General features: G+C 71.0%; 21 protein-coding genes and 1 pseudogene. 8 read left to right on the top strand and 14 right to left on the bottom strand.

Going from position 1 to position 23486, the window contains the following annotated elements; all coding sequences use genetic code 11:
* The first annotated feature begins 79 nt into the window (after positions 1-79).
* Entirely contained in the window at positions 80-2491 is a 2412-nt protein-coding gene (locus ACTWLI_RS08410; RefSeq protein ID WP_445153469.1) for a DEAD/DEAH box helicase, read from the top strand.
* Positions 2492-2611: 120 nt separating this feature from the next.
* On the opposite strand, the gene ACTWLI_RS08405 is transcribed toward ACTWLI_RS08410, so the two are convergent.
* The 7 genes and pseudogenes from ACTWLI_RS08405 to ssd form a co-directional block, all read right to left on the bottom strand.
* A complete protein-coding gene (locus ACTWLI_RS08405; RefSeq protein ID WP_445153468.1) occupies positions 2612-2995 on the bottom strand; it encodes an Rv3654c family TadE-like protein in 384 nt (127 codons plus the stop codon).
* Positions 2995-3372 (bottom strand): TadE family type IV pilus minor pilin, encoded by a 378-nt coding sequence (locus ACTWLI_RS08400; protein ID WP_445153467.1) that lies wholly within the window; start codon positions 3370-3372, stop codon positions 2995-2997. Before ACTWLI_RS08400 ends, ACTWLI_RS08405 begins: the two co-directional genes overlap by 1 nt.
* Positions 3373-3530: 158 nt before the next feature.
* A pseudogene (locus ACTWLI_RS08395) lies at positions 3531-3680 on the bottom strand (DUF4244 domain-containing protein); the annotation flags it as partial.
* Between the two features lie 359 nt (positions 3681-4039).
* Entirely contained in the window at positions 4040-4453 is a 414-nt protein-coding gene (locus ACTWLI_RS08390; protein WP_445153466.1) for a type II secretion system F family protein, read from the bottom strand.
* Positions 4454-4695: 242 nt separating this feature from the next.
* Positions 4696-5340: a hypothetical protein gene (locus ACTWLI_RS08385; RefSeq protein ID WP_445153465.1), complete on the bottom strand. Its 645-nt coding sequence runs from the start codon at positions 5338-5340 to the stop codon at positions 4696-4698.
* A 211-nt stretch (positions 5341-5551) separates the two neighbouring features.
* On the bottom strand, positions 5552-6835 hold the full coding sequence (locus ACTWLI_RS08380; RefSeq protein WP_445153464.1) for a TadA family conjugal transfer-associated ATPase: 1284 nt from the start codon (positions 6833-6835) through the stop codon (positions 5552-5554).
* Entirely contained in the window at positions 6832-8037 is a 1206-nt protein-coding gene (gene ssd, locus ACTWLI_RS08375; RefSeq protein ID WP_445153463.1) for a septum site-determining protein Ssd, read from the bottom strand. The genes ACTWLI_RS08380 and ssd overlap by 4 nt, the downstream gene beginning before the upstream one ends.
* A 108-nt stretch (positions 8038-8145) precedes the next feature.
* On the opposite strand from ssd, the gene ACTWLI_RS08370 reads away from it, so the two are divergent.
* Positions 8146-9855: a bifunctional 3'-5' exonuclease/DNA polymerase gene (locus ACTWLI_RS08370; protein WP_445153462.1), complete on the top strand. Its 1710-nt coding sequence runs from the start codon at positions 8146-8148 to the stop codon at positions 9853-9855.
* A 164-nt stretch (positions 9856-10019) separates the two neighbouring features.
* Positions 10020-10220 carry a YegP family protein gene (locus ACTWLI_RS08365; protein ID WP_445153461.1) on the top strand — a complete coding sequence of 67 codons (201 nt, stop codon included), beginning with the start codon at positions 10020-10022 and terminating at the stop codon, positions 10218-10220.
* Here ACTWLI_RS08365 and ACTWLI_RS08360 read toward each other — a convergent pair.
* The 3 genes from ACTWLI_RS08360 to ACTWLI_RS08350 are packed head-to-tail and all read right to left on the bottom strand — an operon-like array spanning position 10217 to position 13123.
* Positions 10217-10897 (bottom strand): NUDIX hydrolase, encoded by a 681-nt coding sequence (locus tag ACTWLI_RS08360; protein ID WP_445153460.1) that lies wholly within the window; start codon positions 10895-10897, stop codon positions 10217-10219. The genes ACTWLI_RS08365 and ACTWLI_RS08360 overlap by 4 nt on opposite strands.
* Positions 10894-11760, bottom strand: a complete 867-nt coding sequence (nth, locus tag ACTWLI_RS08355) for an endonuclease III (protein ID WP_445153459.1) — start codon at positions 11758-11760, stop codon at positions 10894-10896. Before nth ends, ACTWLI_RS08360 begins: the two co-directional genes overlap by 4 nt.
* 7 nt (positions 11761-11767) lie before the next feature.
* Positions 11768-13123, bottom strand: coding sequence for a hypothetical protein (locus ACTWLI_RS08350; protein ID WP_445153458.1), 1356 nt, complete (start codon positions 13121-13123; stop codon positions 11768-11770).
* 480 nt (positions 13124-13603) lie between these two features.
* Here ACTWLI_RS08350 and acs point away from each other — a divergent pair, with 480 nt between their 5' ends.
* The 3 genes from acs (at position 13604) to ACTWLI_RS08335 (ending at position 17342) form a co-directional block, all read left to right on the top strand.
* Positions 13604-15640, top strand: coding sequence for an acetate--CoA ligase (gene acs, locus ACTWLI_RS08345; protein WP_445153457.1), 2037 nt, complete (start codon positions 13604-13606; stop codon positions 15638-15640).
* Between the two features lie 179 nt (positions 15641-15819).
* Entirely contained in the window at positions 15820-16293 is a 474-nt protein-coding gene (gene aroQ, locus ACTWLI_RS08340) for a type II 3-dehydroquinate dehydratase (protein ID WP_445153456.1), read from the top strand.
* A gap of 2 nt (positions 16294-16295) precedes the next feature.
* Positions 16296-17342 (top strand): DUF2332 domain-containing protein, encoded by a 1047-nt coding sequence (locus ACTWLI_RS08335; RefSeq protein WP_445153455.1) that lies wholly within the window; start codon positions 16296-16298, stop codon positions 17340-17342.
* Between the two features lie 23 nt (positions 17343-17365).
* On the opposite strand, the gene ACTWLI_RS08330 is transcribed toward ACTWLI_RS08335, so the two are convergent.
* Complete coding sequence (locus ACTWLI_RS08330) at positions 17366-18547, bottom strand: MarP family serine protease (protein WP_445153454.1); 1182 nt, start codon at positions 18545-18547, stop codon at positions 17366-17368.
* 194 nt (positions 18548-18741) lie between these two features.
* On the opposite strand from ACTWLI_RS08330, the gene ACTWLI_RS08325 reads away from it, so the two are divergent.
* Positions 18742-19419, top strand: coding sequence for a Crp/Fnr family transcriptional regulator (locus ACTWLI_RS08325; protein ID WP_011693220.1), 678 nt, complete (start codon positions 18742-18744; stop codon positions 19417-19419).
* A 90-nt stretch (positions 19420-19509) separates the two neighbouring features.
* On the opposite strand, the gene ACTWLI_RS08320 is transcribed toward ACTWLI_RS08325, so the two are convergent.
* From ACTWLI_RS08320 to ACTWLI_RS08310, 3 genes are read right to left on the bottom strand one after another with little or no spacing between them, the layout of a single operon-like run.
* Complete coding sequence (locus tag ACTWLI_RS08320; protein WP_445153453.1) at positions 19510-20421, bottom strand: NUDIX hydrolase; 912 nt, start codon at positions 20419-20421, stop codon at positions 19510-19512.
* 17 nt (positions 20422-20438) lie between these two features.
* The gene (locus ACTWLI_RS08315) at positions 20439-21008 is read right to left on the bottom strand and encodes a RidA family protein (RefSeq protein WP_445153452.1); all 570 of its coding nucleotides are present in this window, start codon (positions 21006-21008) and stop codon (positions 20439-20441) included.
* 2 nt (positions 21009-21010) lie between these two features.
* Positions 21011-21166: a DUF4177 domain-containing protein gene (locus ACTWLI_RS08310; protein WP_157366223.1), complete on the bottom strand. Its 156-nt coding sequence runs from the start codon at positions 21164-21166 to the stop codon at positions 21011-21013.
* Between the two features lie 37 nt (positions 21167-21203).
* On the opposite strand from ACTWLI_RS08310, the gene ACTWLI_RS08305 reads away from it, so the two are divergent.
* Positions 21204-23486, top strand: a complete 2283-nt coding sequence (locus tag ACTWLI_RS08305; RefSeq protein WP_445153451.1) for a transglycosylase domain-containing protein — start codon at positions 21204-21206, stop codon at positions 23484-23486.

Genomic DNA, 23486 nt, shown 5'->3' with positions numbered 1-23486 from the left:
GGCAGTACTCCGGCTTGGTGTCCGCAGCCTCCGGCCCGGCCGGCGGCTGCGATTTGAGCCCGGGTGAAAGAATGTTGGGGTGAACCCGCACGACTCCCTGATCCCGTTGCTGGGCCGCGGCCCGGACCCGGAGCAGCTGCGTCACGTGCGCACGGTCCCGGCCCGGAAAGCCGTCAATGAGCCCTGGCCGGAGTGGGTGCACCCCGATCTGGTGCGCGCGTACGGTTCCCTGGGCATCGACGAGCCTTACCGCCACCAGGTACAGGCTGCCGGGATCGCCCATGCGGGCGAACATGTGGTGATCGCCACGGGGACGGCGTCGGGGAAGTCGCTGGCCTACCAGCTGCCGGCACTGGACGCGGTCCACCGCTCCGAGCTGCGCGTCCTCGCGGACCCCGGGAAGATCCACGACGACGGCGCGGTCGCCCTCTATCTATCCCCCACCAAGGCGCTCGCGGCCGACCAGCTGGCGGCCATCCGCTCGCTGAAGCTGCCCACGGTCCGCGCGGAAACCTACGACGGGGACACCGACCCGGCGTCCCGGCGCTGGATCCGGGACCACGCGAATGTCATCCTGGCCAATCCGGACATGCTGCACTTCGGGATTCTGCCCAACCATGCCTGGTGGGCGCGGTTCTTCCGCCGGCTGCGGTACGTGATCGTGGACGAGGCGCACAGCTACCGCGGCGTCTTCGGCTCGCATGTGGCCAATCTGATGCGCCGGCTGCGGCGGATCTGCGCCTATTACAGTCCCGGTGCGTCCCACCCGGGCCCCGTGTTCATCGCCGCCTCCGCCACCGCGTCCGACCCGGGCACCTCCTTCGGCCGGCTCATCGGCGCTCCCGTCCGGGCTGTGTCCGAGGACTGCTCCCCGCACGGTGCCACAACCGTGGCCTTCTGGGAGCCTGCGCTGACCGAGTTGCGGGGCGAGAACGGCGCCAAGGAGCGCCGCACCGCAGTCGCGGAGACGTCGGACCTGCTCGCGAACCTTGTGTCCGCCAGGATCCGGACCATCGCCTTCATCAAGTCCCGCCGCGGAGCGGAGACCATCGCTTCGATCACCAAGCGGCTGCTGGATGAGGTGGACCCCAGCCTGCCGCAGCGGGTGGCGGCCTACCGCTCCGGGTACCTTCCGGAGGAACGGCGCGCCCTGGAACGGGCCTTGCGCTCGGGTGAGCTGCTGGGCGTTTCCAGCACTTCGGCGCTGGAGCTCGGCATCGATATCTCCGGTCTCGACGCGGTCCTGGTGGCCGGTTGGCCGGGCACCAAAGCGTCGCTGTTCCAGCAGATCGGCCGCGCGGGGCGGGCCGGGCAGGATGCCATCGCCGCCTTCGTCGCGAGCGATGATCCGCTCGACACGTACCTGGTGAACCACCCCGAGGCGATCTTCGACGTGTCGGTGGAGGCTACGGTCTTCGATCCCTCCAATCCCTATGTCCTCGGACCCCACCTCTGCGCCGCCGCGGCCGAGTTGCCGCTGGCGGCCGGGGACCTTCCGCTCTTCGGGCCGACGGCGGAGAAGCTGCTCGGCCAGCTGGTCGCCCAGGGCTACCTGCGCAGGCGTCCGGCCGGCTGGTTCTGGACGCACCCGCAGAGCGCTGCCGCCATGGTGAACCTGCGCGCCGACGGCGGCGGTCCAGTGAGCATCGTGGACGCCGACACCGGTTCACTGCTTGGCACCATGGACTCCCCGCAGACCCATTACCAGGCGCACACCGGGGCCGTCTACGTCCATCAGGGCGACAGCTACGTGGTCGAGGAACTGAACGAGGCGGAGCACTGCGTGGTGGTCCGCCGGGCCAACCCCGACTACTACACGACTGCCCGCGACGTGACGCAGATCGAAGTCCTGGAGACGCTCCGCACGACCCGGTGGGGTGACGTGGCGGTGCATTTCGGCGATGTGAAAGTGACAACACAGGTAGTGTCCTTCCAGCGCAAAGCCTTGATTTCCAACGAGGTCCTCGGGGAGGAACCGCTCCAGCTGGGTGCCAGGGACCTGTTCACCAAGGCGGTCTGGTTCGTGATGGACAACCGGTCCCTGACCGGGGCCGGGCTGATCGAGGCCCAGTTCCCGGGAGCCCTGCACGCCGCGGAGCACGCCGCCATCGGGTTGCTGCCGCTGGTCGCCTCGAGCGACCGCTGGGACATCGGCGGTGTGTCCACGGCCATCCACGCCGACACCGGAGTGCCCACCATCTTTGTCTATGACGGCCACCCCGGCGGGGCAGGCTTCGCTGAACGCGGTTACGACAAGGCCAAGGTCTGGCTCTCCGCGACCCGGGACGCCATCCGCGCCTGCGAATGCGAGGCCGGATGCCCCTCCTGTGTGCAGTCGCCCAAGTGCGGGAACAAGAACAACCCGCTGGACAAGGACGCCGCCGTCAAGCTGATTGAGATGCTGCTCGAAGACGCAAGCGAAGTCATGGGCGGCCCGGCGGTGGATCCGGACGGCCGGACCGCCGAGCGCACCGGCAACCCGACGGGCTAGCGTCTGCCGGCCTGCGCCCTCCCGCGCGGGCGGTCTGGCGGTCCTGCGACCTTCCGCGGCGCTCACGCCATCAGCCGGGCTGCCACCGCTTCCTGCGGGCGGCGGCCCCCAACTGCGCATTCATCCGGGCGCATCCGCGTCACTTACGGGCGGCGGTCCGGCCCGTGCAAGGCCGGTGGCCGGACCGAACGCGGCATTGTCGCGCAGTTCGGTCCGCACCTGGACCGTGTCCCCGGATTCCCGGACGCAGTCGACAAGCCTGGCCCGGTGCCGGTCGGCGACTTCGGCCGCGACGGCACAGGGTTCCCCGGCCACGAGGCCGCGGGCGGCGTCGGCAGCGGCAAGGGCCGCAAGATCCGCGGCTGCCGCTGCCCGGGCCGCCATCACCGCGGCCTGGCCCAGCAGCAGGGCAGCGGTCAGGGCCAGGAGCAGCACCATGCCCAGACCCAGGGCGAGCCCGGTCCCCGCACCCTGTTCCGAGGCCGTCTCCGGCGCCTGCCGCATCAGGCGCTCCGGCCGGCGGCAGGCCGGGTTGCCGCTGCCCCCGGAAGGGCCGCCGCGTCCGCGGACTCGGTCCGCGCCCAGGCCCGGGCTGTGAGGGTCCAGGGGACCAGCGGGCCCAGTGCCCCGGTGACGGCGGCGGATACGGTGACGCTCCGCCATATGCCATCGGATTCAATGGTTACCCGCGCCGAGTCCCCGGCCAGCCGCCGCACCGTCACGCCCACTGCGGCGGCATCTTCGCCGCGGGCCAGCGCTCTGGCACCCGCCTGTGCGGCTTCCTCAATCCGGAGCTGCGTCAGCCCGGCCGCGGAGCCGGCCAACACCAGCGCCAACAGCAGGACGACCGCCGGCAAGGCCACGGCGAACTCGGCCGTCACCGCGCCCCGGCACTCCGGCTCGCTGGCACCGGAGCGTGGAAGGGCCGCCGGCGCAGACTGCCGTCCTGCGGAGGAGCCCGGCCGATGGGACCGGCCTACCCCGGCCGGGAAAAGCCCCCGCGGGGCGAAGGCGTCCTGCCGGCCCGGCCGCCGGCGGATCACGGCAGTGCCAGCGCCGTGCGGATGAGGTTGAGCAGGAAGCCGCGGACCTCGTCGCTGCGCATGATCAGGACCAGCAGACCCGCGAAACTTACGGCGGCCAGGGTGGCGATGGCATATTCGGCGGTTGCCATTCCCGCCTCGGCGCCCTGCGGCGTGCGTCGGCGGCGTCCCGGATGAACGGGCGCGGCCTCCATCGCGCCGGGGTAGATTTCGCTGACTACGGCTGCTTCCTCGGCGGTTTGACTGCTGCCCGGGTCTGCCGGGTCGTTGCGGTGGAGTGTCATGGGATGCCTCTCTGGAATGGTGGGGTTATTGCCGGGACAGTCGGCCGGAGTCGCCAGTGGAGTTTTGGGATTCCGTCGTGTTGGCCGGCTTGTTCCAATCTCGCGTTCCGCACTCCCCCGGGTAAGGGCCCGCTGCGGCCAAGTGGAAAAGTCCGGTTGTGGAGGAGGAGTCGCAGCACGGAGCGCACGGCGCCGCGGGTCAGGGGCCGGTCAGGGGCCGGTCAGGGGCCGGTCGGCAGCATCGCGAGCACGACCGGAACAATCCCCAGGCAGACGAAGGCCGGCAGCGAACACAGCCCCAGTGGAATGACCAGCTTCACGCCGAGGGCGGCAGCCCGGCGCTCGGCGGCCCGGAAGTACTCCCGGCGCAGCCTTGCAGCCTGGGCGTAGAGGATGGCCGCTGAAGGTGCCCCTGTGAGCGCTGCGAACCCCAGACCGTCCCGGATGGCGAGCAGCCGGGCGGGGACCTCGCCGGACGTCCGCCACGCCGTCTCCCAATCGGCGCCGATGGCAAGGGAAGACACCACAGGCCCCAGTGGCCGCCCGAGCGAGGGCTCGGCCTGGGCCGCCAGCAATTCCAGGGCCCGGCCCAGCCCGGAGCCGGAATCCAGCATGGAGCCGAGCAGGTCCAGCATGAGGGCTGGGTCGCTGATGCCAAGCCCGTCGGACGGGTCGTTAGGGGCTCTGCGGCCGGTGCCGGCAAGACTCCCCTGCCGGGCGCTTCCGCGACCCGGCGGCCGCCCGGGTGCTCCAGAACGGCTGTCCGGATGATCCAGCGCGCGATTCCAGCGGCGCCGCGGCCGTGCGCCGGGCGTGAGCGTTAGGACCACGGCAGCGGCCAGCAGAGCAGCCACGGCCAGACCGCCCTGCTCCGGAGTCACGGGTCTCCCCCGGCGGCTGCACGGACCAGGCGGGAGGACCACACCCGGCCGGCTGCGGCAAGGGCGAGCCCGGCGACCAGCGCGGCCGTGCCGAGCGGGGTGCCGAGCAGGACCGCCAGCGGATCCGCTCCGAGCAGCATGCCCAGTGCAAGGCCGAGGAACGGCAGCCAGGTCAGGATGCGGACGGTCGCCCGGGGACCGGCCAGGGCGGTTTGCCGGGCGGCGCCTGCATCTTCGTCAGCCTCCAGATGGGCGGCGAACCGGGCCAGGACATCAGCGAGGGGACACCCGCTAGCCTCGGCGACGTCGAAGCAGGCTGCGAGTTCGACCCAGGCGGCCAGCTCGCGGGGCGGCCGGCGGTGTCTCCGGCCCGCGGCGACGGCACCGGCCGCGGCGCTGCGGATCGCTGCGCCGACCGGGGACCCCGTCGCCGCCGCCGCCCGGGCTGCGGCCAGGATTCCGCGCGAGGCTCCGCCCAGGACTCCCGCCGGACCGGGGCCCGCCCGGAACGCCCCGCTGCCGGAGAGCCCGGCGGCCCGCGGGCCCTGGTTGCCGTAGACCAGCCAGAGTTCCTCCCACAGGCGCGCCGGAGCGCGGCCGCCCTTGACCAGTGCGGCCAGCTGCAGGACCAGGACGGTCACGGGAACCTCGACCGGCGGGCTCCCGTTCCCGCGCCGCAGTACGGCACCCCGGAGCCATCGCCACACGCGGGACCACACCCCGTCCGGGTTCGGTTCCCGCCCTGCCATGGCGTGGCGGAGACGGCGGCCGGGTCCGCCCGGCGGCGCCATCACCAGCCATAACGCCAGGGCCAGAAACCCCGCCACCGCGGCTGTCACGGCAGCCCGGCCCTCACGTCGGCGCCCCCGGGCCGGGCGCGCCGGCCGTCGGGTGTCCGGTCGCCGGGCAGGCAGCGGGGTCCACGCCCAGCCGGGCGGCCAAGTCCGGCCACGCCGGGCCCGGGCGGACTGTGCCGGTGGCGTCGACGGCGAGCGCCGCGGCGACGGCGAGACCGGCGGGCCGGTCCTCGAAGAGCCCGATCGAGGCAAGTTGCCGCCCCTGGGGCCGCCGCTCGAGGTGGACGACGGCGTCGAGGGCGCTGCTCGCCTGGAGCCGGACGGCGTCCGGCGACATTCCCGCGAGCGCCCCGAGGGCCGTCAACCGGGCGGGGACGGCGGCGGCCGTGTTGGCGTGGATCGTCCCGCCGGCGCCGGTGTGTCCGGTGTTCATGGCGGCCAGCAGCTCCCGCACCTCGGCGCCACGGCATTCCCCCACCACGAGCCTGTCCGGCCGCATCCGCAGGGCCTGGCGGACGAGCTCCCCGAGGTCGACGGCGCCGCCGCCCTCGAGGTTCTTGTGCCGCGCCTCCAGGGAAACGACGTGCGGGTGCACGGGGTTGAGTTCGGCGGCGTCCTCGATCAGGATCAGCCGCTCCCCCGGCTCGCAGAGCCCGAGCAGGGTCGCCAGCAGTGTCGTCTTACCTGCCCCGGTCGCCCCGCTCACCAGGAAGCTCAGTCGGCGTGCCACCATCCGTGTGAGGATCCCGAGGATCAGCGGGCCGAACATGCCGGCTGTGGAGAGCTCCGCGAGGGTGAACACCGCGTCCCGCCGGATCCGGACGCTGACCAGCGTTCCGGCCGTGGAGATCGGCGGCAGGACAGCGTGGACGCGGTAGCCGCCGGCGAGCCGGACATCCGCGCAGGGCGAGCCGTCGTCAAGCCGTCGTCCTCCGGCTGCCACCAGCCGCACGGCGAGCGCCCGCACCTGCGCCTCCCCGGCAAACCCGATCGGCGCCCGTTCCGGCCCGCGGCCGCGGTCGAACCAGACCGAATCGGGCGCGTTGACGAAGATGTCGGTGACACGCGGGTCGCGCGTGAGCGGCTGCAGCAAGCCCAATCCGTTCAGTTCCGCGCTGATGCTCTCAACGGCGGCGAGCGCCCCTGCCGCGCCCAGCAGCCGGCCGCTTGCCTGCACGGCGGCCGCCACCCGGGCCGGCGTGACCGGACCCGCCTCCGTCATGACGGATTCGCGCACCACGTCCAGCAGCAGCGGGTCCACCCCGCCGGGTGCGGCCTGCCGGTGCCGGGACCGTGGCCGGCCCGCGTCCGGCGGTCCAGACGAGGCGTGCGCGCTCACGGCGTGCCGGCCGCGTCAACGTCGAAGAGGGCCTTCGCGAAACGGTGGACACTGCGCCGGGCACCGGTGTCCAGCAGCCGGCCAAGTTCGGTGGCAGCCGCTGTCCCCCGGATCTCGGGCACGATCCCCTGCACGGGCAGCCGCACCGCCTGCGCAACGAGTTCGTGGCCGACCGTGGCGCCGGGCTTGGCCCGGAGGACCAGCACGGTATCCGCCGGCGGCAGCTCCGCCACCAGCCGGGCCGCGGCTACGGCGGCCCGCAACTGTGCCGGCACGACCACGACGAGGCGGTCACATTCCCAGGCGAAGCTGCGCACGGCATCGAGCCCGCGGCCAATGTCCACAACGACCAGCTCGTAGGACCGCCGCGCGGCGTCCAGGACACCGGCGGTGGTGGCGTCGTCGATCGCCGGGGCCGGCTCGCGGCTGCCCGGCCAGGACAGGAAAGAGAAGCCCCCTGCCTGCGGAAGTGCTTGCTCGAGTTGGGCCGGGTCGATGCTGCCGCTGACCCCGGCCAGATCGGGCCAGCGGAGGCCGGGCTCGTCCTCTGCCGCGAGGGCCAGTTCCAGGCCGCCGCCCCAGGGGTCACCGTCCACCAGCAGGACCCGCGCGCCCAGCCCGGCCGCGGCCTGGGCCAGCCAGACGGCGGCCGTCGTTGCCCCGGCACCGCCGCAGCCGCCGATGACGCCGAGCACATGGCCGCCGGGGTCCGGGGACTGCGATCGGGTGAGGTACTCGGCCAGCCACGCACCGGCGTCGGGAAGCACGGCCACGCGGTCGGCCCCCATCGCGGCCGCCAGCGGCCAGAGGCCGACGTCGTCCAGCCCCACGAGGACCGCCGGGGCGCTCCGCCGGGGCGGCAGTTCGGCCACGTCACTGCCGACCAGGACGGTGCCTGCCGAGTCCCAGTGCGGCAAGGCCGCAGCGGCATCCGGCACCACCAGAAGCCGGCGTCCGGCAGCGGCCGCAATCCGCTCCACCTCGCTGCGGATGACGGCGGACCGGGTGACCAGCAGTGTCCCGGCCGCGTCCTCGGGCAGCCATGGCCCCGGCCCCGCCCGGACTGGCTCGCCGGGCTGCGGCCCACCGTACCGCGATTCCGTGGACGGCCGGTCAGGCTCAGGGGCCCGGCGGCGGGGCCGAGCGGACTGGGTGTTACCAGTCCGGGAAGGGTCGGGCTGGGGCAGCTGATGCCGGCTCATCCCCCAACTGTGCAGGTCACGGCGGCGGCAGATAAGCGGCGTCCCCGGTTATGTGGACAACCCGGGCCGATGACGACCTGGACCGGCGGGCAGGGCAGAATTGGGAGCATGCATCTGCTGCTTGCCGCCCACGCCGACGGCGCAGCCCTCCAACGACTCACTGCCCTGGGCGCCCCGGACTCCGAGGCCCCAGCTCCCCGGATTATCAGCGCCGCCGAGCTTCCCGCCGTCGTGAGCGCAATGGAACGGCAGCGGCCGCGGTGGATCTGGCACCGCACCCAGGACTGGTACCCCGCCCTGCTGGGCGCCGGCGTCGAGCTGGAACGCTGCTACGACCTGTCCCTGTGCGGGGCGATCCTGGCCCACTCGGAGTTTACGGCGCACACCGCCTACGCCCGTGCCGCCGAGAAGCTGACGGCCGACGACGACGTCCAGCAGCCGCCGCGGGCGTTGCAGCCGCCGCCTCCCCCGGCGGACCAGGGCGCGCTGTTCGACGCCCCCGGCCCGCGCGCCACGGCCCGGCACTCCCCGGAGGAGCTCCGGGCCGAGTACGCCGCGCAGCAGGAAGCCCTGGCCGGCGTGGCGCCGGACGGTGACCGGCGCAGGCAGCGGCTTCAGCTGCTGCTCGCCGCCGAGTCCGCAGCCGCCATGATCGCCGCCGAGATGCAGCACACCGGCGTGCCCTGGCGCGAGGAACTGCACGAGCGGATCCTCGCCGACTACCTCGGCCCGCGTCCGGCCGCCGGCCACCGCCCCGCTAAGCTGGAGGCCCTGACCGGCGAACTCCGCCGCCTGCTGCAGTCCCCGGCCCTGAACCCGGACTCCCCGCAGGACCTGATGCGGGCCCTGCACCGCAACGGGATCGAGGTGAAGAGCACCCGCCAGTGGGAACTGAAGGAATCCACCCACCCGGCCATCGAACCGCTGCTGGCCTACAAGAAGCTCGCCAGGCTGCACGCCGCGAACGGCTGGGCGTGGCTGGACGCCTGGGTCAAGGGCGGCCGTTTCCGGCCCGAGTATGTCGTGGGCGGAGTGGTGTCCGGCCGGTGGGCCTCCCGCGGCGGCGGTGCCCTGCAGATTCCCCGCCAGATCCGCGGCGCGGTGCACGCCGACCCGGGACACAAGCTGATCGTCGCCGACGCTTCCCAGCTGGAGCCCCGGGTGCTGGTGGCCCTGGCCCAGGACTCCAAGATGGCCGCGGCGGCCCGGGACAAGGACCTCTACGCCGGCATCGCGGCGCAGGGATTCGGCGGCGACCGGGCCAAGGCCAAAGTGGCGCTGCTCGGCGCCATCTACGGGGCGACAACGGGCGAATCGGGGCGGCTGATGCCCCAGCTGGCACGCACCTACCCGCGGGCCGTCGGCTACGTGGAGCACGCGGCGCGGGAAGGCGAGGCGGGCCGGACGGTCACGTCCCGGCTGGGCCGCAGCAGCCCGCCGCCCTCGGAGCGGTGGCGGCAAAGCCAGCAGTCCGCCACCGCGGAGGAGCAGCGCCGGGCCGAGTCGCTGGCCCGCTCGCGCGGGCGGTTCACGAGGAACTTCGTGGTCCAGGGCTCCGCCGCGGACTGGGCCGCCTGCTGGCTGGCGGAACTGCGACGGCGGCTGCGGACGCTGCGTGCCGACGGCAGCCCTGCCGGCGAGCTGGTCTTCTTCCTGCACGACGAGGTCATGGTCCACTGCCCCGAGGAAGCCGTGGAGGCGTGCGTCCGGGCGATCGAGGAGTCGGCCGCGGCAGCCCGCGAGTTGCTGTTCGGCCGGATCCCGGTCGAATTTCCGGTCAGCATCGCCGTCGTCGACTCCTACGACCACGCCAAGTAGCCGCCGCCAACCCGCCTCTCGCGGCGGGCGGGACGCCGGAGGTAACGTACCCGCCGGTAGCGTTGCAGACGCTCCGGCGGCCTGCCTAGGCTCGAAAAGCCGGCAGGCGCCCTGGGGTGCCCGCCGGCACGAAGGCACTAACGCAAGGAACCGGAGGCAGCGACGTGGCTGGCACATTCGAGATCGCAGCAGCGGGAGACAACTCCTACTTCTTTAGGCTGACGGCGCCGGACGGGACGGTCGTCGCTGTCTCACCGCTGTTCAACACCCTTAAGGGCGCGGCCGCCGGAATCACCGCCGTGCGCGAACATGCTGCCACCGGACACGTCGTGGACCGGTCCGCAGGGAAGCCCGCCCGGATCTAGCCGTCGATGCCGTGCAGCCGGGTACGGTCCCACGGGACCGCCCAGCCCAGCTGGTCGAACAGCTGGTTGAGGATCATCCCCGTAAAGCCCCAGACGACGACCCCGTTGACGGTGAAGGCCGGGCTCTGGAAGGTCTGGCCGGCGCGGCTGACGGTCGCCATCACCCGGTTGTCGGGATCCAGCAGGTCCCGCACGGGCACCCGGAAGACCTGGGCCGATTCGCCGTAGTCCACCACCCGCACCGGGGAGGGCGCGGCCCACCAGCCGAGCACCGGCGTGACCAGGAAATTTCCGCGCGGGAGGGCAAGCTCAGGCATCACGCCGAGCACCTCCACCCCGCCCGGATCGAGCCCGGTTTCCTCCTCGGCCTCACGCAGCGCGGCTTCGATGACGGTTTCCCCCGGGTCAATGCCGCCGCCGGGGAAGGCCACTTGTCCGGGGTGGTCATCGAGGGTCTGCGCGCGCTGCAGCAGCAGCACATCCAGGTCCGCCGGGGCAAGCAGCTTCACCGACTTCGCCGGGACATCGTCGAGGGCGCCGAACAGCATGAGCACCGCTGCCCGGCGGACCCGCTCACCGGGCTCGACCTTCAATTCACGCCAGCGCGGGTCCGGCGGCGGTGCCGTTCCGGCACCCACGGCCGCGACCAGCCCGACCAGATCCTGACGGGCCGTCACCGCGGCCTTCTCTGCGATTCCATCCGGATTTCCGCCGCCCGGTGCGTCTCGGCCAGGAGCTTTTCGAGCAGCTCCTCCTGCCCGGGGGCCAGCTCATATTTGAGCAGCCGGCGGGCCTTGTCCGGGTCGGTCTCGCCGGTACCGTAGCTGGGGCACCAGTTCGCGACGGCGCAGGCGCCGCAGGCCGGCTTCCGGGAATGGCAGACGCGCCGGCCGTGGAACACCACCCGGTGCGAAAGCATGGTCCAGTCCTTCGGCTCGAACAGTTCGGCGACGTCGGACTCGATCCGCACGGGGTCGTCCGACTCGGTCCAGCCGAACCGGCGGGCCAGCCGGCCGAAGTGCGTGTCCACCGTGATACCGGGGATACCGAACGCGTTGCCGAGGACCACGTTTGCCGTCTTGCGTCCCACGCCGGGCAGTTTCATGAGCTCTTCGAGCCGGCCGGGCACCTCGCCGTCGTAGTCGTCGACGAGTTTGGTGCCCAGCGCCATCAGGTTCCGCGCCTTGGCCCGGAAGAAGCCCGTCGGCTTGATAATCGCCTCCAGCTCGGCCGGCTCCGCCTCCGCCATGCTCCGGGCGTCCGGGTACCGGGCGAACAGCAGCGGCGTGATCTGGTTGACCAGCACATCCGTGGTCTGCGCCGACAGGACGGTGGCCACCACCAGCTCGAACGGGCTGCGGAAATCCAATTCCGCGTGCGCGTACGGGTACTGCTCCGCGAGTGCCCTGTTGATCCGCCGGGCCCGCCGCTTGAGCCCCAGCAGCGTCTCTCCCCCTGCAGCGCGGGCACGGGACTTTGCGCCGGGCGGCACGGGCGCCGGCACGACGGCGGCGTCCGCGCCGGCGGGGTCCGTGGCCATGGTGCGGCTAACCGCGTTCGATGTTGCTGAGATCGCGGAGCACACCGACCCTGCCGTCCGTGTGCTGGACCAGGAACTCATGGCCCCGGTCCTCGAGGGCAAGGACCCAGCCGCCCGGTTCGATGACGAAGGCGGGGGCGCCGGTCCGCTCGTCCACGGCCGTTCGGGGCTGGGCGACGGCGAACCAGAAGGCCTCATAGGCGGGCTGAGGCGCCGCGGCGCCGTGCCCGGCCGGGTCAACGGTGGCGCCGATCGGCTCCTGCGAGCGGACCTGCGGGTTGAGGGCGGTGGGTGCCTCATGGGGCGAGGCGGCGGCCGGAACGGCAGCCGCCTGGGTCTCCTGCGCGGCCGTGGCCTGCGCGGGATTCTGCGCTGCGGGGGCCACGGGCGCGGCCTGGGTCTGTTCGGCGGCGGAAGGTACGGCTTCGCCGGCCACCGCGGACGGTGAGCCGGCCTGCGCAGGCGCTTCGAAAGGAACCACACCGTGGGCCTGGGTGGCCGGCTCGGCCGCCGCCGGGCGGGACGGGTTCGCGCCGGAGGCAGCCGCCGCGCCGACTCCCCCGGCCGCTGCGGCACCGGACGCGAACCCGGCACCGTGGCCTGCCGCGGGAACTCCGTGGCCCTGGGTCCCGGGCTGAGCCTGCGGCGTGGTCTGGTCCTGGGGTGCGCGCTGGCCGTCGTCGGCCTTCTTGCCCGGAGCCATCTTCTTCGCCCATCCGGCCAGCGCCCCGCTGCCGGCGCTGGCGCCGCCGGCGGGTTTGGCCGCTTTAGGGGCGCGCGGCTTGCGGACAGGCTGCGCAGCCTCCCGCGCCGCCACGTGGGCAGGGCTCTCGGGGCGGTGCAGGAAGTCGCCGGCCAGGACGGGGATCAGCCGGGCGAGCACCGTGGCGGTGAAGAGCCCCAGCGCACCGATCAGCCCCAGCAGCAGGCTCGGGACGAACGCTCCCGCGACCGCCAGGAAGAAGAACGCCAGGCTGAAGGACGCCACGACGGAGGCGAACTGGTCGACCGAAAGGGACCCGATCCGGATCCTGGTCCCCGGGCTGACCCGGCGGGCGACGAAGAGCGCGGCAACGATCAGCGGCAGCAGGATTCCCAGGCCGAGGAAGAACAGGCTGCCGAGATTCCACAGGTTGTACCGGACGGCGAACATCGGGATCAGCGAGGCGATGAACAGCACCAGCGTGGAACCAAGAACGGTGAGGTCGCGGACAGTGAAGGGGCCCAGGACCGCCTCGTTGTTCTTCGGGTTCGGCTTATCCACGGTGAAGCGGGGCTGCTCCCCCCGGCCGCCCGGCGCCTGCCCGGCGGGATCCTCGGTCCGGGAGGGCGCGTGCAGCTGCCCGTTGCTTTGCTCGTTCATTCTGTTCTCCTTAGCGTGGCCGCACCCTGGACGGTGCCGCCTAACGGCAGGCAAGAAAGGGCCGCCCTGCGGCCCAGTCGCTCCCATCGGATGTCACAACTCGGTATCAGCCTAGCCAAGTGGCAGGACGTTCACTAGCCGAGGCGCGGCCAGCGCGCCCGGGCCCTGCGGGCTTTCGCCGAACGCGTAAACGAGCGCCTGTCCGGGGCCGGTTTCCGCCGCCGCGGCGGCCTCCCGCGGCCCTGCACCGTGCCTCGGCCCGGAAGCCCGGCCCAGCCATTCGGCGCTTAATAAACACCGCTCGCGGCTCCCAATGTGACGGGGCGCACGTTCTGTCGGGAGCGGGCGTTAGTGTGTAGTTCGGAACAGCTCTTTCCGGCACGTCCGTGACCGGCAGATGCCCGGCGCCGCGCAAGCGCCCCGGGTGCCGGCCGGACGGACGCGCCGGATGGCACGGCTCGATGAATGATGAGGTTCACCATGTCCCAGCAGACCCCCGGCTCCACGACGGCAACCCAGGCGCCCCGGCAGGGCGACGCCTTCGAAAACCTGTCGCAGGAGAACCGCAAGTTCGCCCCGTCCGCCGAGTTCGCCGCGAATGCCGTGGTGACCGCCGCCGATTACGCCGAGGCTGAGGCCGACCGGCCGGCGTTCTGGGCCAAGCAGGCCCGCGGGCTGCTGAGCTGGAGCAAAGACTTCACCGAAACGCTGGACTGGTCCACCCCGCCGTTCGCCAAGTGGTTCGTCGGCGGCGAGGTCAACGCGGCCTACAACGCCCTGGACCGGCACGTCGAAGCCGGCCACGGCGACCGCGTCGCGATCTACTTCGAGGGCGAACCCGGCGACACCCGCACCTACACGTACGCCCAGCTCACGCGGGAAGTGAAGAAGGCCGCCAACGCCTTCGAATCCCTCGGCGTGGCCAAGGGCGACCGCGTCGCCGTGTACCTGCCGATGATCCCCGAAGCCGTCATCACGCTGCTGGCCTGCGCCCGCATCGGGGCCATCCACTCAGTGGTCTTCGGCGGCTTCTCCGCCGAGGCACTCCGCTCCCGGATCGACGACGCCGAGGCAAAGCTGGTGGTCACAGCCGACGGCACCTACCGCCGCGGCAAGCCCAGCCCGCTCAAGTCCGCCGTCGACGACGCGTTGTCCCACGAGGGAGACGGCAGCGGGCACACCGTCCAGAACGTCGTCGTGGTCAAGCGCAACGGGGAGGACGTGGACTGGCACGAGGGCCGGGACCACTGGTGGGCCGACACGGTCGATGCAGCCTCCGACGAGCACACCGCCGTCGGCCACGACTCCGAGCATCCGCTGTTCATCCTCTACACCTCCGGCACCACGGGAAAGCCCAAGGGCATCCTGCACACCACCGGCGGCTACCTCACCCAGGTCGCCTACACGCACAAGGCCGTCTTCGACCTGCACCCGGAGACGGACGTGTACTGGTGCACCGCCGACGTCGGGTGGATCACCGGGCACTCCTACGTCGCCTACGCGCCGCTCATCAACGGCGCCACCCAGGTCATGTACGAGGGCACCCCGGACTCCCCGCACCAGGGCCGCTGGTGGGAGATCGTGGAGAAGTACAAGGTTTCCATCCTCTACACCGCCCCCACGGCGATCCGCACCTTCATGAAATGGGGCAAGGAAATCCCGGCCAAGTCCGACCTTTCCTCGATCCGCGTCCTGGGCTCGGTGGGCGAACCCATCAACCCCGAAGCCTGGATGTGGTACCGGGACGTCATCGGCGCCAACGCCGGGAAGAACGGGGAGAAGAAGGAGAACCCGGCCCCGATCGTGGACACCTGGTGGCAGACCGAAACCGGGGCGCAGATGATCGCGCCCCTGCCCGGCGTGACCGCCACCAAGCCCGGCTCCGCCCAGGTCCCGCTGCCCGGCATCGCCGTCGACGTCGTCGATGAGGCCGGGGAATCCGTGCCCAACGGCGCCGGCGGCTACCTCGTCATCCGGGAGCCGTGGCCGGCCATGCTGCGCGGCATCTGGGGGGATCCGGAACGGTTCAAGGACACCTACTGGTCCCGCTTCGACACCATGTACTTCGCCGGCGACGGCGCCAAGAGGGACGAGGACGGGGACATCTGGCTGCTGGGGCGGGTGGACGACGTCATGAACATCTCCGGCCACCGGCTCTCCACCGCGGAAATCGAATCCGCCCTCGTGTCCCACCCGGCGGTCGCCGAGGCCGCCGTGGTGGGCGCGACCGACGAGACCACCGGACAGGCCGTCGTGGCATTCGTCATCCTCCGCGGCGACGCCGTGGACTCCGGAGATGCCATGGTCCAGGAACTCCGCAACCACGTCGGCAAGGAGATCGGCCCGATCGCCAAGCCCAAGACCATCCTGATCGTGCCCGAGCTGCCCAAGACCCGCTCCGGCAAGATCATGCGCCGGCTGCTCAAGGACGTCGCCGAAGGCCGCGAGGTCGGCGACGCCACCACGCTGGCCGACAACACCGTGATGGCACAGATCGCCCAGTCCCTGAGGAAGTGAGCGGCCCGGCCAGGGCACCACGGAACGCGGCATCGCACCGGTGACGGCATCCGGGGGCGGGCCGGTGCGGGCTCGGGGCCGGTCGGGGGAACCCCGCCGGTCCCGGCCCGGTCCGTGCATGGTGAACTCCGCAGGAAACATCGGCCTGCGGCCCGGGACAACGCGATAGATTGGCAGGCATGAGCGAACCCACTCCCGTCGGCGCCGGCCGCGGCACCATCCTGGTCCTCAACGGGCCCAACCTGAACCTGCTGGGCACCCGGGAGCCGGAAAAGTACGGAACGGCGACCCTGGCCGACGTCGAACAGCTCGCCAAGGACGCCGGCAACGCCCACGGCCTGGACGTCGAATGCTTCCAGTCCAACCACGAGGGCGCCCTGGTGGACGCAATCCACGCCGCCAGGGGAAAAGCCGTCGGCATCGTCCTGAACGCCGGCGCCTACACCCACACCTCGGTGGCCATCCGGGACGCCCTCTCCGCGGTGCAGCTTCCCGCCGTCGAGGTCCACATCACCAACGTCCACGCCCGCGAACCGTTCCGGCACCACTCCTACCTCTCCGACATCAGCCAAGCGGTGATCGCGGGCGCGGGAATCCTGGGCTACCGCTTCGCCGTCGAATACCTCGCCGACCTCCACGCGGGCCGGGACTGAGCATGTCCCGCGGGACGGAGCCGGCAGGAACCGCGGACTGGTACCGGCACTTCGGCACCGTCGACGCCCCGGGCAACTCCGAGTGCTACGCCGCGTGGTCGCTCGGCATCGCGGGCGACCCCGAGATCATCCGCCGCATTGAGGCATGGCCGCATACCAAACGCCAGCCGCTGCTGATGCTGGCCGCCGCCCGCTTCCTCGGCGCCCCGGTCAGCCCCTATCCCGACTTCCGCAGCTTCCTCGACGCCCGCTGGGACGAGGTTTCACGGCTGGTCCTGTCCCGGTCCACGCAGACCAACGAGGCCGGGCGCTGCGCCACACTGCTTCCCTCGCTGGCCCGGATCGCCGCCGCGGAGGGCCGCCCGCTTGCCCTGCTCGAGGTCGGCGCCTCCGCGGGCCTGGGGCTGTTCCCGGACCGCTACGGCTACGAATTCGAGGGCCCCGGCGGCGCCGTCACCCGGCTGGAGCCCTCCGGGGCGGAGCCCCGCAGCTACCCGGTGCTGCACTGCGCCACCTCCGGGGACGTTCCCCTGCCGGCCGCGCTGCCCGCGGTGGCCTGGCGGGCCGGCATCGACCTGAACCCGCTGGATATCCGCAACCCCGACGACGTCGCCTGGCTGGAGGCGCTCATCTGGCCGGAGCAGGACTTCCGCCGGGAGCGGCTCCGCCGGGCGATCGCCGTCGCACTGGAGGAGCCGCCGCAGCTGGTGGCCGGCGACCTCAACGAGCAGCTGCTCGCCCTGGCCGGGCAGGCACCGCCGGAGGCTGCCCTGGTGGTCTTCCACAGCGCGGTCATGGCGTACCTCGACGCCGGCGGCCGGGAGCGTTTCCGTGACACCATGGCCCAGCTGGCCGCTGACCGCGGCTGCCACTGGATCTCCAATGAGGGCCACACTGTCATCGTGCAGCAGGACGGCTCCAGCGTGGTCCCGGAACTGGATGACTCCCGCCTCCGCGGACGGTTCCTTGTCGTGGAGGACGGGTCCCCGGTGGGAATCGCCGGTCCGCACGGGCAGAGCCTGGAGTGGATCGAGGCCGCTGGCGCCTGAGTCGGGTGGGCAGTCTCCCGGTTTTACTTCTTGATGCACTGCCCGGGCGAGACCGGGTTGCCCAGGCCCGGGGCCTTCGCGGCGACCGGAGCCAGGTCAGTCATGGTGATGGCAAAGCCCAGCGACGCCTGGGACGTGGACTTGGCGAAGATGACACCGGACACCTGCCCGGAGGTGCTCAGCAGCGGGCCGCCGGAGTTGCCCGGCTGCACGTCACCGGCGAGCCGGTACACATCCTCGGGGGCGGCATTGTTGCCGTAGATGTCGGGAACCAGGACGGTGGTGATGTCCCGGACGGTGGCCGGCTTGGACTGGAACGGGCCGCCGTGCGGGTAGCCCGCGAAGGCCGCCGCGCTGCCGGCGGGAAGGTTGCGGCCCAGCGGAAGCGGCGCGGCCCGCAGCCCGTCCACGGCCAGCACCGCGAGGTCATGCTGGCTGTCGAAATACACGACCCGGCCGGGGAGGGCTCCCCCGCCGGGGACCTCGACCACGGGCTCGGGAACACCGGCGACCACGTGGGCGTTGGTCACGACCCGGCCCGGGGACACGACGAAGCCCGTGCCGGTCTGGTTCTGGCCGCATTGGTACGCCGTGCCGGCGATCTTGAGGACGGACTGCGCTGCCTTGTTCAGGGCCGGTGTGTCCGTGCTGGCATTCGGGACCGCTACGGGCTGGCCGCCGACGCCCTCCAGGAGGGTGGGGATGCCGTCACCGATCACGGCCGAGCGGAGCTGGGCCATGGAGGCTTTCAGCGGCGTGGGCGTGACGCCGTCGATGAACCCGATCACCTTGGAGTCGGCAAGCTGCTGGGAAATGAGCGGCACACCGAGGGCGCTGATGCTGAACGCCAGCATGGACATCACGAGCGCGGACACGGCCACATTAACGCCGCCGCCCACCACCCGGTCCGCCAGCTTCAGCGGGCTGATCTTGACCACGCTCCGGATGCGGCGCCCGATCATGGTCCCAATGCCGTGCCCCAGCATCATCAGCAGGACGGCGGCGGCGATAATCGCGGTCAGACGCCAGCCGGAGTCGTCCACCAGGTCACTGACGACCGGCACGGACACGAAGGCTGCCACGGCGCCGGCCGCGAACCCCGCGATGCCGCCCAGGGTCACCAGGAAACCGTTCCGCAGCCCGTAGATCAGGTAGGACAGCAGCGTCAGAACCAACGCCAGGTCCAGAATGGTCAAGCCGAACACCGGGGCTCCTTAGGGACTGGTTGGAACCTTATTCTACCGGCGCCGGCTGACAGTTTGCCCGGCGGCCTTTACCGCGCACGGACGCGTCATCCCCGCCGTTTCGGGCGATTCGGTGCCAAGTACGTCACAGAAGCCGGAAAGTTCTGAAAGAATGGCTGGAGCGCCCCAGCCGACACAGTTAGTCAGGAGATTTCATGGACATCGAGGTATTGCGCCGCGCACCCCTTTTCGCCACGCTCGACGACGAGGCGTTCCGTCTGTTGACGGACGAACTCACCGAAGTGGACCTTTCCCGCGGAGCCTCGGTGTTCCGGGAAGGCGATCAGGGTGACCAGCTCTACTTCATCGTCTCCGGCAAGGTGAAGCTCGGCCGCACCTCCCCCGACGGCCGCGAGTCCCTGCTCGCCATCCTCGGCCCGGGCGAACTCTTCGGCGAGATGGCCCTGTTCGACCCCAGCCCCCGCACCGCCACGGCTACCGCCGTGTCCGAGACCCGCCTGGCCGGGTTGAAGAACGAGAGCCTCAACGCCCTCCTGCGCACCCGCCCCGAGGTCTCGGCCCAGCTGCTGCAGGCCCTCGCCCGCCGTTTGCGCCGGACCAACGACTCGCTCTCCGACCTTGTCTTCTCAGACGTGCCGGGCCGCGTCGCCAAGGCCCTGCTGGATCTGGCCGACCGCTTCGGCCGCCCGGCGACCGACGGCGTCCTCGTCGCCCACGAGCTCACCCAGGAGGAACTGGCCCAGCTGGTCGGCGCCTCGCGCGAGACCGTCAACAAGGCCCTGGCCGAGTTCGTGCAGCGCGGCTGGCTGCGGCTGGAAGCCCGCGCCGTCGTGATCCTGGACATGCAGCGTCTCCGCCAGCGCTCCCGCTAGGTCGTTCAGCGGCGACTGCCGCCAGCACGAAAGGGCCGGCTCCGAACACTCGGAGCCGGCCCTTCGCATGTCGGGCCCGGGGCCGGGCGCCTAACGCTCGCGCTGCGGTTCCCCGGCAACGGTCTTCGCCGCCTCGACTTCGAGCATGAGCTTGCCGTCCTCCTCGACGAGGACCGGCTGGTACGCGTGGGCTTTGCGTTTGTAACTGAGGTAGGCGATGCAGCCGTTGGCCGCAGCCATCTTCTCCAGCATGATCTCCGAGCCCGGCACCAGCAGCTGGCCCAGGGTCAGGCCCACCGTGTTCGGCTGGCCCACTTCGTCACCAAGGGCAGTGGTTTCTCGCTCGTCAACGACCTTGCGGACACACACCCACCGGCCCCAGACGCCCTTGCTGGCCAGCAGCGAGGGCTGCTGGTTCACCGGGACGGTCGCGGCAAAGTACCGGGTGTTGAACCGGCGGTGGGCGAAGTCGGGGCTGAGCCAGTTCACCAGCGGCTTGAGCAGGTCCGTGCGGACGGACAGGCCGCGCTTTCCGAGGACGTCGGTGAACGATTTTTCCTGCTCTGCAACGGCTTCGCGGGCGCGCATCCATTCGGCCGTGGACGTTGCCTCCACCGTCGTGGACAGGTCCGGGCCGGCCAGCAGGATCCCGGTCTCTTCGAACAGTTCGCGGATGGCTCCCACCACGTGGCGGCGCGCCAGACCGATGTCGGTTGTCCCCATCTGCTCGGCCCACCACTGCGGCGCGGGGCCCAGCCAGCCGACGGCGTCGTCGTCGGTGGCTTCGAGCGAACCGCCCGGGAACGCGAGCACGCCCAGCGGCGAAGAACCGGGCCGGTAGCCCAGCCAGGTCTCCAGCCCGGTGGGCGAGTCCCGCAGCAGGACGACCGATGAGGCGAAGCGCGGCGCCCGGGGGGTCCGTTCGCCGTGTTCCAGCCAGCTGCGGGCTGCCCCCTCAAGTTCCGGGGGAAGGACAAACAGGCGACGAGCTAAGTGTGGCAAGGGAAACGACCGGGCCTTTAGGCGAATTCAGCGATCAGTTCGACCTCGACCGGCGAGTCGAGCGGCAGCACCGCAACCCCGACGGCGGACCGGGCGTGCTGGCCGGCGTCGCCCAGGACCTTGCCCAGCAGTTCGGAGGCGCCGTTGATGACACCGGGCTGGCCGGTGAAGGACGGGTCGGAGGAGACGAAGCCGACGACCTTGACGATCCGCGTGATCCGGTCCAGGTCGCCGATGACGCTTTTGACGGCGGCAAGGGCGTTCACTGCGCAGACCTCGGCGTAGCGCTTGGCCGCCTCCGGAGAGACGGTGGCCTCGTCGGAGGTGCCCTCGGCGCCGGAAGCGACCTTGCCGGCGGCCTCGAGCTTGCCGTCGATGAACGGCAGTTGGCCGGAGGTGTAGACGTGGTTGCCGGAGATCACGGCCGGCACGTAGGCGGCAACCGGGGCGGCGACCTCGGGCAGCTTCAGGCCCAGCTCGGCAAGGCGCTGTTCGACGGCGGACGACGCGCCGGTGGCGGCAGCGTCACCGGCGGCGCCGACGGGCGCGTTGGCCCCGGTGGAAGCCGCGGTTTCGGGGGCGCTCATCGCTAGCTCTTCTCCCGCTTGAGGTAGGCAACCAGGCCGTTACCGTCTGGTCCCGGCACGACCTGCACCAGCTCCCAGCCGTCGTCACCCCACTGGTCCAGGATCTGCTTCGTCGCGTGAATAATGAGCGGAATCGTGGCGTACTCCCATTTGGTCATGAAGTAAAGCCTAGTCCTTGCCGGTAAAGTGGAAAACATGGCGACTGGTAAGAACCCTTTATTCGATACTGCCACCACCCTCGGAAAGCTCGTTCTCTTCCTTGGCGTGAGCGCAATCTGCGGCATCCTGGTGGCAGGGCTGCTGGTTCCGGCTGCCGCTGTGTCCGGCAATGCCGCCAGCGGGTCCATCAAGTTCTTCGAGGCGCTGCCGGCGGAGCTGAAGGTTGATCCGCCCAGCCAGTCGACCAAGATTCTGGCCTCGGACGGAAGCGTCATCGCCAACCTCTACCTCGAGAACCGCACCCGCGTGTCGCTGGACCAGATGTCGCCGTTCATCAAGGACGCCGTGATCGCCATCGAGGACAGCCGCTTCTACGAGCACGGCGGTGTCGATACCACCGGCATCCTCCGCGCGCTGGTCGCCACCGCCCGCGGCAACAAGCAGGGCGCCTCGACCATCACCCAGCAGTACGTCAACAACGTGATCAACTCCTCCCTGGAATCCGAGGGCAAGGGCGACCAGGTGCTGTTGAACGGCGTCAACAAGGGCGTCGGAGACAAACTGCGCGAGATGAAGCTGGCCATCGCCCTGGAGAAGAAATTCACCAAGGAGCAGATCCTTGAGGGCTACCTCAACATCGTCTTCTTCAACCGCGACGCGTACGGCATTGAAGCCGCTTCGCGGCTGTTCTTCAGCACCTCCGCCAAAAACCTGACCCTGCCGCAGGCCGCCCTGCTGGCCGGCGTCGTGAACAGCCCGTCGTTCTACGATCCGATCTCCAATCCGGACAACGCCAAGGTCCGCCGCGACCTCGTGCTGAAGGCCATGCTCACCCAGGGCAAGATCAAGAAGGCGCAGTACGACGCCGCCGTCGCCACCCCCGTCAAGACCAAGGTGACCCAGCCCCGGCAGGGTTGCGCCTACTCGCCGACCGCCCCGTACTTCTGCGACTACGTCCTGCACCTGCTGCTGAACAACCCGGCCTACGGAGCGGACGCCAAGGAACGCGAGCGGAAGGTCTTCCGCGGCGGCCTGACCATCAAGACCACGCTGGATCCGAAGGCCCAGAGCGTGGCTCAGGCACAGGTCAACGCCGCCGCCGGTCCGAACCCGGACAAGTGGGGCGCCGCGCTGGTCTCGGTAGAACCGGGCTCGGGCAAAATCACCAACATGGCCCAGAACACCACCTGGCTGCCGGCAAAGGGCAAATTCGACACCCAGCTGAACTTCAACGTCGACAAACGGGACAAGGATGGCAACGACCTCAACGGCATCGGCGGTGCCCAGCCCGGCTCCACCATGAAGCCGTTCACCTTCGCCGAGTGGCTGGATGAGGGCAAGTCGATGAACACCATCGTGGACGGCTCGGTGCGCGAGTACCGGACCGGCTTCCCGTGGCGGAACTCCTGCGGCACCACGGTCGGCGCCTACAGCACCGCCGAGAAGAACGCTGGCGGTAACGCCACCGACGACCTGCAGAACGCCGAAGATGGCTACTACAAGCCGATGACGGTCCTTAAGGGCCTGTACAACTCGATCAACACCATCACCTTCGCTTCGGCCGCGCAGCTTGATTTCTGCGGCATCCAGCGGATCGTGGATGCTGTCGGGATCCACAACGGCCTGGACAACAAGCCGGTCGACATGTCGCGGCTGCCCAACCTGCTGGGATCCACCCAGACTTCGCCGCTGACGATGGCCAGCGCGTTCGCGACCTTCGCCAACGACGGCCGCTACTGTGCGCCGATGGCCATCACCTCCGTGACGGACGCGACCGGAGCCAAGCTGCCCGCCCAGGCCCCCGACTGCCGGGACGCCATCAAGCCCGAGGTGGCCCGCGGCGTGAACTACGCGCTGCAGGAGGTCCTCAACCGCGGTTCGGGGTCCCTGATCCAGCCGCGCATTTCCACGGTGACCAACTTCCCGATCGCGGCCAAGACCGGTACCTCGAACAGCAACGGCTCCACCTGGGTAGTCGGCCACACCACCGGCCTCGCCACCGCCGCCTGGTTCGGTGACGCGCTTGGAGACCAGGGCCGCGCCGGCCAGAACGTCACCATCAATGGCCAGTTCTACGAGGGCATTGACGGCTACATGATCGCCGGCCCGATGTTCTCCAGGTTCATGGCCCAGATCGCCCCCACGCGCAGTACGGACCCGTTCCCGGCGCCGCCGTCGAACCTGCTGTACGAGCCGGCCCCGTACCAGCAGCCCCGCACCGAATCCGGGAACACCAACAGCAACAACGCACCGGCTCAGCAGGAACCGGCGCCGGCGCCGGAGCCGAAGAAGCCCGGCGACGGAAAGAAGGACAAGTAG

It is taken from the genome of Arthrobacter sp. Hor0625 (assembly GCF_052567525.1).
This window is presented reverse-complemented; position numbering and strand designations above follow the sequence as displayed.